The sequence below is a fragment of the Nocardia sp. NPDC050697 genome, assembly GCF_040654395.1.
Taxonomy (GTDB): Bacteria; Actinomycetota; Actinomycetes; order Mycobacteriales; family Mycobacteriaceae; genus Nocardia.
This window is the reverse complement of record NZ_JBFAHY010000010.1, coordinates 151,863-165,452: the sequence shown is the minus strand read 5'-3', so window position 1 is coordinate 165,452 and position 13,590 is coordinate 151,863. Positions and strand designations below refer to the sequence as shown.

The 13,590-nt window shown below is 71.6% G+C and carries 13 protein-coding genes and 2 tRNA genes; 9 read left to right on the top strand and 6 right to left on the bottom strand.

The window, feature by feature from the left end; all coding sequences use genetic code 11:
• Positions 1-92: 92 nt before the first annotated feature.
• Positions 93-164, top strand: a tRNA-Gln gene (locus AB0H71_RS29450).
• A gap of 116 nt (positions 165-280) precedes the next feature.
• Positions 281-353 (top strand) — tRNA-Glu (locus AB0H71_RS29445).
• 49 nt (positions 354-402) lie between these two features.
• On the opposite strand, the gene AB0H71_RS29440 is transcribed toward AB0H71_RS29445, so the two are convergent.
• Positions 403-903, bottom strand: coding sequence for a PPOX class F420-dependent oxidoreductase (locus AB0H71_RS29440; protein ID WP_357027259.1), 501 nt, complete (start codon positions 901-903; stop codon positions 403-405).
• A gap of 30 nt (positions 904-933) precedes the next feature.
• Positions 934-1,635: an IclR family transcriptional regulator gene (locus AB0H71_RS29435; protein ID WP_357027257.1), complete on the bottom strand. Its 702-nt coding sequence runs from the start codon at positions 1,633-1,635 to the stop codon at positions 934-936.
• Between the two features lie 75 nt (positions 1,636-1,710).
• Between AB0H71_RS29435 and leuC the strand changes: the two genes are divergently transcribed.
• From leuC to AB0H71_RS29420, 3 genes are all read left to right on the top strand, one after another.
• Positions 1,711-3,135, top strand: a complete 1,425-nt coding sequence (gene leuC, locus AB0H71_RS29430) for a 3-isopropylmalate dehydratase large subunit (protein WP_357027255.1) — start codon at positions 1,711-1,713, stop codon at positions 3,133-3,135.
• Between the two features lie 32 nt (positions 3,136-3,167).
• Positions 3,168-3,776, top strand: coding sequence for a 3-isopropylmalate dehydratase small subunit (gene leuD / locus AB0H71_RS29425; protein ID WP_357027253.1), 609 nt, complete (start codon positions 3,168-3,170; stop codon positions 3,774-3,776).
• Positions 3,777-3,932: 156 nt separating this feature from the next.
• Complete coding sequence (locus AB0H71_RS29420; RefSeq protein ID WP_357027252.1) at positions 3,933-4,697, top strand: HU family DNA-binding protein; 765 nt, start codon at positions 3,933-3,935, stop codon at positions 4,695-4,697.
• Positions 4,698-4,871: 174 nt separating this feature from the next.
• On the opposite strand, the gene AB0H71_RS29415 is transcribed toward AB0H71_RS29420, so the two are convergent.
• The 3 genes from AB0H71_RS29415 to cofC all read right to left on the bottom strand — a co-directional run bounded on the left by AB0H71_RS29415 (position 4,872) and on the right by cofC (position 8,762).
• The gene (locus AB0H71_RS29415; protein ID WP_357027250.1) at positions 4,872-5,789 is read right to left on the bottom strand and encodes a bifunctional NUDIX hydrolase/histidine phosphatase family protein; all 918 of its coding nucleotides are present in this window, start codon (positions 5,787-5,789) and stop codon (positions 4,872-4,874) included.
• 35 nt (positions 5,790-5,824) lie between these two features.
• Positions 5,825-7,993, bottom strand: coding sequence for an RNA degradosome polyphosphate kinase (locus tag AB0H71_RS29410; protein ID WP_357027248.1), 2,169 nt, complete (start codon positions 7,991-7,993; stop codon positions 5,825-5,827).
• 73 nt (positions 7,994-8,066) lie between these two features.
• Positions 8,067-8,762: a 2-phospho-L-lactate guanylyltransferase gene (gene cofC / locus AB0H71_RS29405; protein WP_357027246.1), complete on the bottom strand. Its 696-nt coding sequence runs from the start codon at positions 8,760-8,762 to the stop codon at positions 8,067-8,069.
• A gap of 31 nt (positions 8,763-8,793) precedes the next feature.
• Between cofC and AB0H71_RS29400 the strand changes: the two genes are divergently transcribed.
• Both AB0H71_RS29400 and AB0H71_RS29395 read left to right on the top strand, forming a co-directional pair.
• On the top strand, positions 8,794-9,804 hold the full coding sequence (locus tag AB0H71_RS29400; RefSeq protein ID WP_357027244.1) for an NAD(P)H-dependent glycerol-3-phosphate dehydrogenase: 1,011 nt from the start codon (positions 8,794-8,796) through the stop codon (positions 9,802-9,804).
• 67 nt (positions 9,805-9,871) lie between these two features.
• Positions 9,872-10,963: a D-alanine--D-alanine ligase family protein gene (locus AB0H71_RS29395; protein WP_357027242.1), complete on the top strand. Its 1,092-nt coding sequence runs from the start codon at positions 9,872-9,874 to the stop codon at positions 10,961-10,963.
• On the opposite strand, the gene AB0H71_RS29390 is transcribed toward AB0H71_RS29395, so the two are convergent.
• Positions 10,960-11,586: a DUF3515 domain-containing protein gene (locus AB0H71_RS29390; RefSeq protein WP_357027241.1), complete on the bottom strand. Its 627-nt coding sequence runs from the start codon at positions 11,584-11,586 to the stop codon at positions 10,960-10,962. The genes AB0H71_RS29395 and AB0H71_RS29390 overlap by 4 nt on opposite strands.
• 126 nt (positions 11,587-11,712) lie before the next feature.
• On the opposite strand from AB0H71_RS29390, the gene AB0H71_RS29385 reads away from it, so the two are divergent.
• Both AB0H71_RS29385 and AB0H71_RS29380 read left to right on the top strand, forming a co-directional pair.
• On the top strand, positions 11,713-12,852 hold the full coding sequence (locus AB0H71_RS29385; RefSeq protein WP_357027239.1) for a thiamine-monophosphate kinase: 1,140 nt from the start codon (positions 11,713-11,715) through the stop codon (positions 12,850-12,852).
• Positions 12,853-12,862: 10 nt separating this feature from the next.
• On the top strand, positions 12,863-13,543 hold the full coding sequence (locus AB0H71_RS29380; protein ID WP_357027237.1) for a uracil-DNA glycosylase: 681 nt from the start codon (positions 12,863-12,865) through the stop codon (positions 13,541-13,543).
• Positions 13,544-13,590: the final 47 nt, after the last annotated feature.

The window sequence follows — 13,590 nt, the reverse complement described above, 5'->3', positions numbered from 1 at the left end:
GTAGTTGACCCCGACCTCTTTGGTACTCTTCTTCCCGGCCGGAAACGCCACCTCGATTCACGCCGGAAGCGAGGTCGGGGTCGCCTGGTCATTGGGGTATGGTGTAATTGGCAACACAGCTGATTCTGGTTCAGCCATTCTAGGTTCGAGTCCTGGTACCCCAGCGGAGAGCCGATCGCCAAAAGCGTTCGGAACCCGGCGATTTGGTTGCGGGGCTCCCGCCAGCTAAGCTGGCAACCGCCTCCCGGAAGGGAAGCGAAACAAGTGAAAAGAAAGTCCTGGCCCCGTCGTCTAGCGGCCTAGGACGCCGCCCTCTCAAGGCGGTAGCGCGGGTTCGAATCCCGTCGGGGCTACAAATGCGAGGCCCCCGATCCGCCTGGATCGGGGGCCTCGCGCGTTTCGTCAGGACGGCTCGCCCAGGGTGCTCCCGCCCAGCGGCATGGCGGGCATCCCGAGCTTGCGGTGGTCCCAGGAGCGCACCCGCTCCGGCACCACCCGCACCGCGATCCGCTTGTGCAGCATCTGCTCGACCAGCGGCCGCATGTCCTCGGTGTACGGGCCGGTGTAGCGCTCCCAGACGCTCACCCCGACCGCGAAGAGCCGCTCCGGATCGTCCACCACCTCGGCACGGCCCTCGATCGAGACCCCGCGCAGCTGGTCGTAGGTGTCACCGGCCTCCACCAGGCAGGTCACCCGCGGATCGCGGCGCAGGTTCACCGCCTTCTGCGACTTCGCCTTGGTCTCGAACCACACCTCGCCGTCGAGCAGGGCGTACCACATCGCGGTGAGGTGCGGCACCCCCTCCTTGCCCAGCGTGGCGAAGGTGGCGACCCGGCTGGTCTCCAGGAAGCGGGTGATCTCCGCCTCGGACATCACGATCTGCGTGCGTTGGTTGACTCCCATGCCGCCACTCTAGAACGCGTTGCAGCCGGGTCAGAGCCGCTTCTGCAGCGCCTCCGCCGCCGCCACCAGGTCGGCGGCCCAGCGCGCGCCCGGCCTGCGGCCCATCCGGTCGATCGGGCCGGAGACCGAGATCGCCGCCACCACGGCGCCGGAGACGTCGCGCACCGGCGCCGAGACGCTCGCCACGCCCGCCGCCCGCTCGGCCGCGCTCTGCGCCCAGCCGCGCCTGCGCACCTCGGCCAGCGCGCGCTCGCCGAAGACCGCCTCGGCGAGCAGGTCGCGCTGTAATTCGGGGTCGGCCCAGGCCAGCAGCACCTTCGCCGCCGACCCGGCGGTCAGCGGTAGCCGGGAGCCGACCGGAACGGTGTCCCGCAGCCCCACCGGCGGCTCCAGCGCCGCCACGCAGACCCGGGAGTGGCCGTCCCTGGCATAGAGCTGCACGCTCTCGCCGGTGATCTCACGCAGCCGGGGCAGCACCGCCCCGGCCGCCTCCAGCAGCGGGTCGGTCGCCCCGACGGCCAGCTCGGCCAGCGCCGGGCCCGGCCGCCAGCGGCCGTGGTTGTCCCTGGCGAGCAGCCGGTGCACCTCGAGGCCGACGGCCAAGCGGTGCGCGGTCGCCCTCGGCAGCCCGGTGCGGGCGCAGAGCTCGTTCAGCCCGCACGGCTCCTCGGCCACCGCGTACAACACCGTCACGGCTTTGTCCAGGACCCCGATGCCGCTATGCTGTCTCATAGAACGATACTAACGTCTCGTATTCTGGGATTCAAAACGAATCCACCAGCCCCCGGTACGGAAGGTGATCCAAGAATGGCCGATCGTCCACGCACACTGGCCGAGAAGGTGTGGGAGCAGCATATCGTCGCGCGCGGGGAGGGCGAGGGCGCGAGCCGCGAGCCCGACCTCATCTATATCGACCTGCACCTGGTGCACGAGGTGACCAGCCCGCAGGCCTTCGACGGGCTGCGCGCGGCGGGGCGCCCGGTGCGCAGGCCGGACCTCACCATCGCGACCGAGGACCACAATGTGCCGACGGCCGACATCGACCGGCCGATCGCCGACCCGGTCTCCCGCACCCAGGTGGAGACGCTGCGCCACAACTGCGCGGAGTTCGGCATCCGGCTGCACCCGATGGGCGACCTGGACCAGGGCATCGTGCACGTGGTCGGCCCGCAGCTCGGCCTCACCCAGCCGGGCATGACGGTGGTCTGCGGCGACAGCCACACCTCCACGCACGGCGCCTTCGGCGCGATCGCCATGGGCATCGGCACCAGCGAGGTGGAGCACGTGCTCGCCACCCAGACGCTCTCGCTGCGCCCGTTCAAGACCATGGCCATCACCGTGGACGGCGCGCTGCCCGCCGGCGTCACGAGCAAGGACCTGATCCTCGCCGTGATCGCGAAGATCGGCACCGGCGGCGGCCAGGGCTACGTGCTGGAGTACCGGGGCGAGGCGATCCGCGCCATGTCCATGGAGGCGCGCATGACGATCTGCAATATGTCGATCGAGGCGGGCGCGCGGGCGGGCATGATCGCCCCGGACGAGACCACCTACGAATTCCTGAAGGGCCGCCCGCACGCGCCGCGGGGCGCCGACTGGGATGCGGCGGTGGCCGCCTGGGAGGAGCTGAAGACCGACGAGGGCGCGGTCTTCGACGCCGAGGTGCACATCGACGGCGCCGCGCTGACCCCCTTCGTCACCTGGGGCACCAACCCGGGCCAGGGGCTGCCGCTCGGCGAGACGGTGCCGGACCCGGCCGCCATCGCCGACGAGTCCGAGCGCGAATCGGCCACCAAGGCGCTGCGCTACATGGATCTGATTCCGGGCACCCCGCTGCGCGATGTCACCGTCGACACCGTTTTCGTCGGCTCCTGCACCAACGGCCGGATCGAGGATCTGCGCGCGGTCGCCGATATCTTGCGGGGCAGGCGCGTCGCCGACGGCGTGCGCATGCTGGTGGTGCCGGGAAGTATGCGGGTGCGCGCGCAGGCCGAGCAGGAGGGCCTCGGGGATATCTTCACCGCCGCCGGCGCGGAATGGCGGCAGGCGGGCTGCTCGATGTGCCTCGGCATGAATCCCGATCAGCTGGAGCCCGGTCAGCGCTGCGCCTCGACCTCGAATCGCAACTTCGAGGGCAGGCAGGGCAAGGGCGGCCGGACCCATCTGGTCTCGCCGCTCGTCGCCGCCGCCACGGCGGTGCGCGGAACGCTCTCCTCACCCGCGGATCTGGACTGACGACCACCCGAACCCCACCCGGAGGAATTTCCATGGAACCGTTCACCGTGCACAAGGGCATCGGCGTACCGCTGCGCCGCTCCAACATCGACACCGATCAGATCATTCCGGCGGTTTACCTCAAGCGCGTCACCCGCACCGGATTCGAGGACGGGCTCTTCGCGGCCTGGCGGACCGATCCGGACTTCATTCTCAACACCGCGCCCTATGATCGGGGCAGCGTCTTGGTGGCCGGTCCCGATTTCGGCACCGGGTCGTCCCGTGAGCACGCGGTGTGGGCGCTGTCGGACTACGGCTTTCGAACGGTGATCTCGTCGCGTTTCGCCGACATCTTCCGTGGGAATGCCGGTAAGGGCGGCTTGGTGGCCGCGCAGATGTCACAGAATGATGTCGAAATGCTCTGGAAGTTGCTCGAGGAACAGCCCGGGATGGAATTGGTTGTAGACCTGCGGGCACGCACCGTGACGGCAGGAACCGTCGTGTTGCCGTTCGACATTGACGACTACACTCGCTGGCGTCTCCTGGAGGGTCTGGACGATATCGGACTCACACTCCGCCAAGAAGCCCGGATCGGGGCCTATGAAAGCCAAAGGCCGGCATGGAAACCCACCACCCTGCCAGCTCGTATTTCGCAGGCGTAATCACCTCGGGCCGTTAGCTGCGCTACATGGAGGCCGGTAGCTGGACGTGTGCTAAACCACATGAATTTTGGCGTGGCACATAGACTCTTGCCCAAACTGGGTTTACCGTGGTACCTAGTCGGTCCGACGACGGGCCATTAGTCTGCGGAGGATTCAATGAACAAGGCGGAACTGATCGACGTTCTGACCGAAAAGTTGGGTACGGACAGGCGCACGGCCACCGCGGCAGTCGAGCACGTGGTCGACACCATCGTCCGCGCCGTCCACAAGGGTCAGAGCGTCACCATCACCGGATTCGGCGTCTTCGAACAGCGTAAGCGCGCCGCGCGTGTCGCCAGGAACCCGCGCACCGGCGAAACCGTCAAGGTGAAGCCGACTTCGGTGCCGGCATTCCGGCCGGGCGCGCAGTTCAAGGCCGTCATCGCGGGTAAGCAGAAACTCGCGGCGAGCGGCCCGGCCGTGAAGCGCGGCGTGAATGCGCCGGTGGCCGCGAAGAAGACGGCCGCCAAGAAGACGGCGGCGGCGAAGAAGACGGCGACGGCGGCGGCGAAGAAGACCACCGCCGCCACCAAGGCGCCGGCCAAGACCACCGCCCGCAAGGCGGCGACCAAGGCGCCCGCCACCAAGACCGCGGCCAAGAAGACCACCGCGACCAAGGCTCCGGCCACCAAGGCCACCGCCACCAAGACCGCGGCGAAGAAGGCTCCGGCCAAGAAGACCACCGCCGCGGCCACGAAGACGGCCGCCACCAAGGCCCCGGCCAAGAAGACCACCGCCACCAAGGCGGCGGCCACCAAGACGGCGGCGGCGAAGAAGGCCCCGGCCAAGAAGACCGCCACCGCGGCCAAGACCACCGCCGCCAAGACCACGGCGGCCAAGAAGACCGCGGCCAAGAAGGCACCGGCCCGCCGCGGCAGCTGAACCCCAGCTGTCGACGGTGTCCGTGACATCCGTACCGGCGTCCACCGCGACCGGTCGGTGCCATCGGAACGCGGTGCGGCGCAGCCGGAAGACCAGATCGTCTCCCGGCCCGCAGGCAGACGGGAAACGGCCCCGGGAATCCGAACCCGGGGCCGTTTTCGCGGTCGCCGCGCGCTACTCCTCGGCGCTGTCCACGTAGAGCTTGCGATCCAGGTGATCGGCGGCCACCATGCGGCCGTCGACGAAGGACAGCACCCAGACGCTGCCCTTGCGGTTCCGCGCGGGCGGCAGCGTGAGGCCGTCGGCCGCCGCCCAGCCGCGCATGAGCTCCGGGATCACCTTGCCCTGGCTGCACACCACCCGGACCGCGCTGTCCGACACCAGCTCCCGGATCCGGCTCAGCGCGGCCGCCGGATCGGCCGCGTAGGCCTCCTCGGAGAGCGCGGGCTCCAGCCCCACCTGCACCCCGAGCCGCTCGGCGAGCGGGGCCACCGTCTGCACGCAGCGCACCGGGTCGGCCGAGAACACCTCCCGCGCACCGAAGGCGAGCAGGTTCGGCACCAGCGTCCGCGCCTGCTGCACGCCGGCCGGTTCCAGCGGGCGCTCCAGGTCGGGGCCGTCGTATTTGCCGCGCTGCCCGGCCTTGGCGTGCCGGACCAGCAGCAGCGTGCTCGTCCGCGGCGGCAGCTTGCTGAAGGTGCGCAGCACCTGCCGGTCCATCGGGTAGGAGAGCTCCCGCATCACCTTGTCCAGTGAGTGCCAGACCAGGTCGTCGATCTCGGCGTTCGGGTCGAATTCGCCGCCCCGCGCCTCCGCCGCCCAGTAATCCACCCGCTTGAGCTTGCGATGCCCGGTGACCGGGTAGGTCACGTGCCCGAGGTAGCGGCCGAGCACGCTGTGCACGCCGGTCTCCTCGGCGACCTCGCGCACGGCGGCCAGCACCGGCGACTCGCCCGGCTCCAGCTTGCCCTTCGGCAGCGACCAGTCCCGGTACTTGGGCCGGTGCACCAGCGCGATCTCGATCTCGCCGCCGCCGGACGCCCGCGCCGGGCGCCACAGCACGGCGCCGGCGGCGTGGATATTGGCGGTCACGCGAGGATCCCAGAAGCTGTCATCCCGCGTCCCGCTCACTGCTGGTCCGGCCTCCGCAGTCGCATGAGCGACTCTTGGTGGTCCCGGACCTGCTCGTCGTCGGTGTCGCCGCCGGGCTGCGCCAGCCAGCTGCCGTCCGGCTGTAGCACCCAGCACCGGGTGGCGGGGTAGAGCGCGGAGTCGAAGACCCCGCCCAGCTGCTCGGCCAGCTTGGGATCCTTCACCTGCGCCATGACCTCGACCCGGCGGTCCAGGTTGCGGTGCATCATGTCGGCCGAGCCGATCCAGAACTCGTTCTGCGCGCGGAAGTGCATGACCCGGGAGTGCTCGAGGAACCGGCCCAGGATCGAGCGCACCTCGATGTTCTCGCTCATGCCCGGCACGCCGGGGCGCAGCCCGCAGATGCCGCGGACCACGATCTGCACCTGCACCCCGGCCTGCGAGGCCCGGTACAGCGCGTCGATCACCTGCTCGTCGACGATGGCATTGGCCTTCAACCGGATCCGGGCCTGCTCGCCCTGCTGCGCCAGCTCGATCTCGCGCTGGATCCGCTCGATGATCCCGGCCCGCACCCCGTGCGGGGCGACCAGGATATTGCGGTAGTCCTCCTTGCGGGAGTACCCGGTGAGCGAGTTGAACAGGTCGGTGAGGTCGGCCCCGATCTCCGGTGCGGCGGTGAGCAACCCGACGTCCTCGTAGAGCCGCGCGGTCTTGGGGTTGTAGTTGCCGGTGCCGATGTGGCAGTAGCGCCGGATGGTGGAGCCCTCGCGCCGCACCACCAGGCAGGTCTTGCAGTGCGTCTTCAGCCCGATCAGGCCGTAGACCACGTGCACGCCCGCCTGCTCCAGCGCGCGCGCCCACTTGATGTTGGCCTGCTCGTCGAAGCGCGCCTTGATCTCCACCAGCGCGACCACCTGCTTGCCCGCCTCGGCGGCGTCGATCAGCGCGTTCACGATGGGCGAGTCACCGGAGGTGCGGTACAGCGTCTGCTTGATGGCGAGCACCTGCGGGTCGGCCGCGGCCTGCTCGATGAAGCGCTGCACGCTGGTGGAGAAGGAGTCGTAGGGGTGGTGCACCAGCACGTCGCCCTCGCGCAGCGCGGCGAAGACATTGCGCGGGGTCTCGCGCTCGCCGAACGCCGCCGGGGTGGCCGGAACGTACGGGGCGTCCTTGAGATTCGGCCGGTCGACGCCGTAGACCTGCATGAGCGAGGAGAGGTCGAGCAGCCCCGGCACCTGGATGACGTCGCGCGGGTCCACCTCGAGCTCGCGCAGCAGCAGGTCGAGCATGTGCTCGGTCATGTCGTCGGAGACCTCGAGCCGCACCGGGGAGCCGAAGCGGCGCCGGGCCAGCTCGCGCTCCAGCGCCTGCAGCAGATCCTCGTCCCGATCCTCGTCGACCTCGAAATCGGCGTTGCGGGTGATCCGGAAGGAGTGGTGCTCCACCACCGTCATGCCGGGGAAGAGCAGATCGAGGTGGGCCGCGATGAGCTCCTCCATCGGCAGGAACGCCGCGATCGGGGTGTTCGTCTCGGTGCGCCGCACCCGGACGAAGCGATCCACGTTGTCCGGCACCTTGACCCGGGCGAAGTGCTCGCCGCCGGTGGTGGCGTCCTTGACCGTGACGGCGAGGTTCAGGCTCAGCCCGCTGATGTACGGGAAGGGGTGCGCCGGGTCGACCGCGAGCGGGGTGAGCACCGGGAAGACCTGGTCGTGGAAGTACCCGGAGAGCTTCTCCGCCTCGGCCACCGAGAGATCGCCCCAGCAGATGATCTCGATGCCCTCCCCGGTGAGCGCCGGGTTCACCGAGTCGAGGAAGACGCCCGCGTGCCGCTGCGCGATCTCCCTGGCCCGCGCGGCGATCAGCTCCAGCTGCTCGCTCGGCGAGCGGCCGTCGGCGGAGCGGACCAGCAGCCCGGTCTCCGCGCGCCGCTTCAGCCCGGCGACCCGCACCATGTAGAACTCGTCCAGGTTCGAGGCGAAGATCGCGAGAAACTTGGCGCGCTCCAGCAACGGCAGCGACTCGTCCTCCGCGAGCGCCAATACCCTGGCATTGAAGTCCAGCCAGCTGAGTTCCCTATTGAGGTAGCGATCACGTGGCAACTGAGCGGTCGCCGGATCGGCCAGCAGCGGGGTGGCAGCCGGGGGCGGGGTGGGGAGCAACTGCTGCTTGACGGTTTCCGTATCGCTCACGCCATCGATCATCCCCTACGAACCGCTCGGTGCGCAGTGCGGCATCGCGGAATGCCGCGTGTCTCACCCGGTCCGTGGCGACCATCTAGCATACCGGGTGGACGGGTTCGTGAACGGCGGCGGGATGTCCGATGTCGGTCAGGACAGCAGTGGTCGCCGGACCGGCCCCGAGCCGTAGGATCAGCTCCAGGTCGGCGCCGGTGTCCACATCGTGCCGCAGCCCGGGCCAGTCGCCGTCCAGCGGGAAGGCGCCACCGGTCACGTGACGCAGCGCCGAGCTCGGGCCGAATCGTGGCGCCAGCGGCGCGAATCCGTCCAGTTGCAGCAGCGCCGCGGTGCCCTCGCCGGTGTGGTCGGTGACCATCGCGCGGCGGCCCGGCGGCGCGGCGACGAGCACCTCGGCCAGCTCGGCCGGGCGCAGCGCGGGCAGATCCGCCTGCATGGCCACCAGCGCGACCGGCCCGTTCGCCCGCCGCACCGCCTCGGCGGCCGAGGTCAGGGCGTTGTTGAGCCCGTCGGGGGCCAGCCCGGCTCCGGGGCCGCCCGGGTCGGGGTGCGCGACCGCGCCGAGCGAACGGGCCAGCGCGGCCACCGCCGCATCCGGGGTGACCACGGTGACCGAATCGATCGGCGCCGCGGCCAGCGCGGCGTGCACCGTGTCGGTGAGCATGGCCAGCGCCAGCCGCGAGCGGTGCTCCGGGCGTAGCCGATCGGCCAACCGGCTCTTGGCGCGGTCCAGGCTCTTCACCGCGATCACGGCGTGCACGGCGTGCGGACGCATGACCCCGATCCTTCCATGACATATTGGGCAGATGACACGGGCGGCAGTACTGGGTGCGGGTTCATGGGGTACCGCGTTCGCCAAGGTCTTGGCCGACGCCGGAACCGAGGTCACGATCTGGGCGCGCAGGCCGGAGGTGGCGAAGGTACTCGCCACCGAGCACCGCAATCCGTTCTACCTGGCCGACGTGCAGCTCCCCGCCGTCGCCGCCACCGACGACCACGAGCGCGCGCTGGACGGCGCCGACATCGTGGTGCTCGCGGTGCCGTCGCAGTCGCTGCGCGGCAACCTCGAACACTGGAAGCCCGCGCTGCGCAGGGCCCTCGACGGCAACGACGCCTCGCTGCTCAGCCTGGCCAAGGGCATCGAGACCGGCACCCTGCTGCGGATGAGCGAGGTGATCACCGAGGTGACCGGGGCCGACGCGGGCAGCGTCGCGGTGCTCTCCGGGCCGAACCTGGCCAGGGAGATCGCCACCGGTCAACCCGCCGCGACGGTGATCGCCTGCGGCGACGAGGCGCGCGCGGTCGCGCTGCAGCAGTCCTGCGCCACCGGATATTTCCGGCCGTACACCAATGTCGACGTGGTCGGCTGCGAGATCGGCGGCGCCTGCAAGAACGTCATCGCGCTGGCCTGCGGCATCGCCTCCGGCATGGGGCTCGGCGACAACTCGGTGGCCAGCCTGATCACCCGCGGGCTGGCCGAGATCATCCGGCTCGGGGTCGCGCTCGGCGCCGAGCCGGTGACCCTGGCCGGGCTGGCCGGCGTCGGTGACCTGGTCGCCACCTGCACCTCCCCGCTCTCCCGGAACCGCTCCTTCGGGCACGTGCTCGGTGCGGGCGGGTCGATGGAGGCGGCGCAGGAGGCCACGCACGGCCAGGTGGCCGAAGGTGTTAAGTCCTGTGGATCGGTGCGCGCGCTCGCGGCCGCGCACGATGTCGAGATGCCGCTCACCGACGCGGTGAACCTGGTCTGCCACGAGGGGCTGTCGGTGCGCGAGGCGGTGGGCAACCTGCTGGGCAGGCGGATCAAGCCGGAGTGAGAGCTGCGCCACCCGGAGCGTGCGGGGGCGGCTCACGCGTGCCCCCTTTACCGGTACGGTTCCCAGCATGACGAACCGGATCCGGGTCGCCGTCGTCTTCGGCGGACGCAGCAGCGAGCACGCGGTGTCGTGCGTGTCGGCGGGCAGCGTGCTGCGCCACCTCGATCCGGAGCGCTTCGAGGCGGTGCCGATCGGCATCACCCCCGCCGGCACCTGGGTGCTCGGCGGCGCCGAGGTGGCCGGGCTCGGCATGAGCCACGGCGCGCTGCCCGCGGTGGACGGCACCGGCACCGCGCTCGCGCTCGCCGCCGACCCGAGCCGCCCCGGCGCGCTGGTGGCGCTGGACGACCCGGCCGCGGTGCTCGGCTCGGTGGACGTGGTCTTCCCGGTGCTGCACGGGCCGTGGGGCGAGGACGGCACGCTGCAGGGGCTGCTGGAGCTGGCCGGGGTGCCCTACGTCGGGCCGGGGGTGCTGGCCAGCGCGGCCGGCATGGACAAGGAGTTCACCAAGAAGCTGCTCGCCGCCGAGGGGCTCCCGGTCGGCGAGCAGGTGGTGCTCCGCCCCGGCGTGCCGACGCTGACCGCGGAGCAGCGGGACGCGCTCGGGCTGCCGGTCTTCGTGAAGCCGGCCCGCGGCGGCTCGTCCATCGGCATCACCCGGGTCACCGAGTGGGAGCGGCTGGACGCGGCGATCGCGGCCGCGCGGCAGCACGACCCCAAGGTGATCGTGGAGGCCGCCATCGTCGGGCGCGAGGTGGAGTGCGGGGTGCTGGAGTTCCCGGACGGCCGGGTCGCGGCCAGCGTGCCCGCGGAGATCCGGATGCCGGAGACCGCCGCGCCCGACTTCTACGACTTCGAGACCAAGTACCTCGACGAGGTCTGCGAATTCGACGTCCCGGCCAAGCTCGACGACGATGTCGCCGCCGAGATCGGCGAGCTCGCGGTGCGCGCCTTCCGCGCGCTGGACTGCACCGGGCTGGCCCGGGTCGACTTCTTCGTCACCGAGCGCGGGCCGGTGATCAACGAGATCAACACCATGCCCGGCTTCACCGCCATCTCCATGTACCCGCGGATGTGGGAGGCGACCGGGGTCGAGTACCCGGCGCTGGTGACGACGCTGATCGAGACGGCGCTGGCGCGCGGGACCGGGCTGCGCTAGTTCGGCAGCGGGTTCGGGTCGAGCGGGCGCTCCGGCATGGTGGCGGTGACGGCGTCCGAGACCGCCTGCAGTGGCGTCGGGCCGGAGCCGTCCGGGACGGTGAAGCCGAGGTAGGTCTCGCGGTCCACCGCGAACCACGTGCTACCGGCGGCCGCCGGGTCGCGGATCTCGAACCACTGGACGTTGTTCACGATCTGCAGTGCCGAGGCGCGGTTGAACTCCAGTGGGCGGTCGAGGCCGCAGCGGAGGACGATCGGCTCGGTGGCGGGGTCGTCGCGCTGCCAGGCGCGGGTGCCGGGCGGGGCCGGGTCGACCAGCTCCGCGCGGTGGTAGTCGTCGAGGTCCGGCGGGAGCGCGGCGAGCAGGGCGGTGCAGGCGGGGCCCTCGGCCTGCGGGGCCGGGACCGGGCCGAGCGCGAGGGGTTCGCGGTCGGCCGGGGTGCGGGCGGCGATGAAGGCGGCGACCAGGATGCCGACGATCAGCATCACCGGGAGCGCGACGGCGGTGGCGATCAGCGCCGGGGGATAGGGGCGCGGTGCGGCGGTCGGGTGCTCTCCGGGGGCCGGGTCCGCCGGGCCCGCCGTGCGCTCGCCCTCGTTCCGATCCGGCGCGTCGGCGGCCATGCCAACCGCTCCCTTCTGATGGTCCGGCCCGGCGCGGTGTGCGCGGGCCCGCTCAGGGTACCGTCGGGGCGTTTCCGACCGGAACGGCGAGGAGGGGTCATCGGCGCCGACGACAGCACCGCGACCGTGCGCGAACTGGGCGAATTCGCGCTCATCGCCCGGATGAACGCGGGCCGCGCGCAGGGTCGCGGGGTCCTGCTCGGCCCCGGTGACGACGCCGCCGTGCTCGCCGCCCCCGACGGCCGCCTGGTGGTGACCACCGACATGCTGGTGCAGAACCGGCACTTCCGGCTGGACTGGTCGGCGTCGGCGGAGATCGGGCGCAAGGCGATCGCGCAGAACGCCGCCGACGTGGTCGCCATGGGCGCGGTGCCGACCGCCTTCGTCGTCGCGCTCGGCTGCCCCGGCGAGACCCCGGTCGCGGTCGTCGACGGCCTCACCGCCGGGCTCTGGGCCGAGGCGGAGCGCGCCTGCGGCGCCTCCATCGCCGGCGGTGATCTGGTGCGCAGCCCGGAGCTGGTCATCTCGGTGACCGCCTTCGGCGACCTCGAGGGCCGGGATCCCGTCCTGCGCTCCGGCGCGCGGGCCGGTGACGTGGTAGCGCTGGCCGGGCGGTCGGGGTGGTCGGCCGCCGGGCTCGACATCCTGCTCGCGGAGCCCGCGGCGAGTTCGGGTCACGACCCGGCCGCCGGGCTCGACGACCTGCTCGCGGAGACACCCGCGTCGCCGGGCGCTGGTGAGCAGGGCCGGTCTGCGGCGACCGTGGGTCACGACCCGGCCGCCGGAGCCAGCGCGAGTCTCGCGGCGCCGCGGTCCGCGCGGATCGACGCCCTGCGCGCCGACGCGCTCGCGGCGCACAGGGTCCCGCAGCCGCCCTACGCGGCGGTGCTCGACGCCGTGCGCGCGGGCGCGCGGCCCACCGCCATGGCCGACACCTCCGACGGTCTCCTCGCCGACCTCGCGCACATCGCCGCATCCTCCGGCGTCGCCGTCGACCTGGACTCCGCCGCGCTCGCCGACCCCGCCCTCGCGGCGCTCGCGAGCGCGCTGGAACACGATGCGGCGCAATGGATCCTGTCCGGCGGCGAGGACCACGCCTTCGTCGCCACCTGGCCCGCGGGCACCGAACCGCCGCCGGGCTGGCGCCCGATCGGCCGCGTCACCGCAGGCAGCGGCGTCACCGTGGACGGCGCCGCGCACGCGGGCCCCCGGGGCTGGGAATCGTTCTCCGGGGCGGGGTCGCCGCCTGTCGGTGATCCGCGATAGGTTGTCGGCCGTGGCGAAACCGTTGGCGGACATCATCGATGCGGGCTGGGCGCAGGCCCTGGCCCCGGTCGAGGGCCGGATCAGTGAAATGGGCGAGTTCCTGCGCGCGGAGAACGCGGCGGGCCGCGGCTACCTCCCGGCCGGGGAGAACGTGCTCCGCGCGTTCCAGCGCCCGTTCGCCGCGGTCCGCGTGCTGATCGTGGGGCAGGATCCGTACCCCACCCCCGGCCACGCCATGGGGCTCAGCTTCTCGGTGGCGCCGGACGTCAAGCCGGTGCCGCGCAGCCTGGCCAATATCTTCGCCGAGTACAGCAAGGATCTCGGCTTCGAGACGCCGTCCTGCGGCGATCTCAGCCCCTGGTCCGACCAGGGCGTGCTCATGCTGAACCGGGTGCTCACCGTCGGCCCCGGCCAGCCCGCCTCGCACCGCGGCAAGGGCTGGGAGGCCGTCACCGAGCAGGCCATCCGCGCCCTCGTCGGCCGGGACGAGCCGCTGGTGGCGATCCTCTGGGGCAAGGACGCGGCGTCGCTGAAGCCGCTGCTGGCCCAGGGTGAGGTGCCCTTCATCGAATCCGCGCACCCGTCGCCGCTCTCGGCGTCGCGCGGCTTCTTCGGTTCCCGCCCGTTCTCGCGCGTCAACGAACTGCTCGACGAACTCGGTGCGGAGCCGGTGGACTGGCGCCTGCCCTGAGCGGCGCCGGAAGAAAGATCGACGTGCGAGACATCACGCGCGTGCAC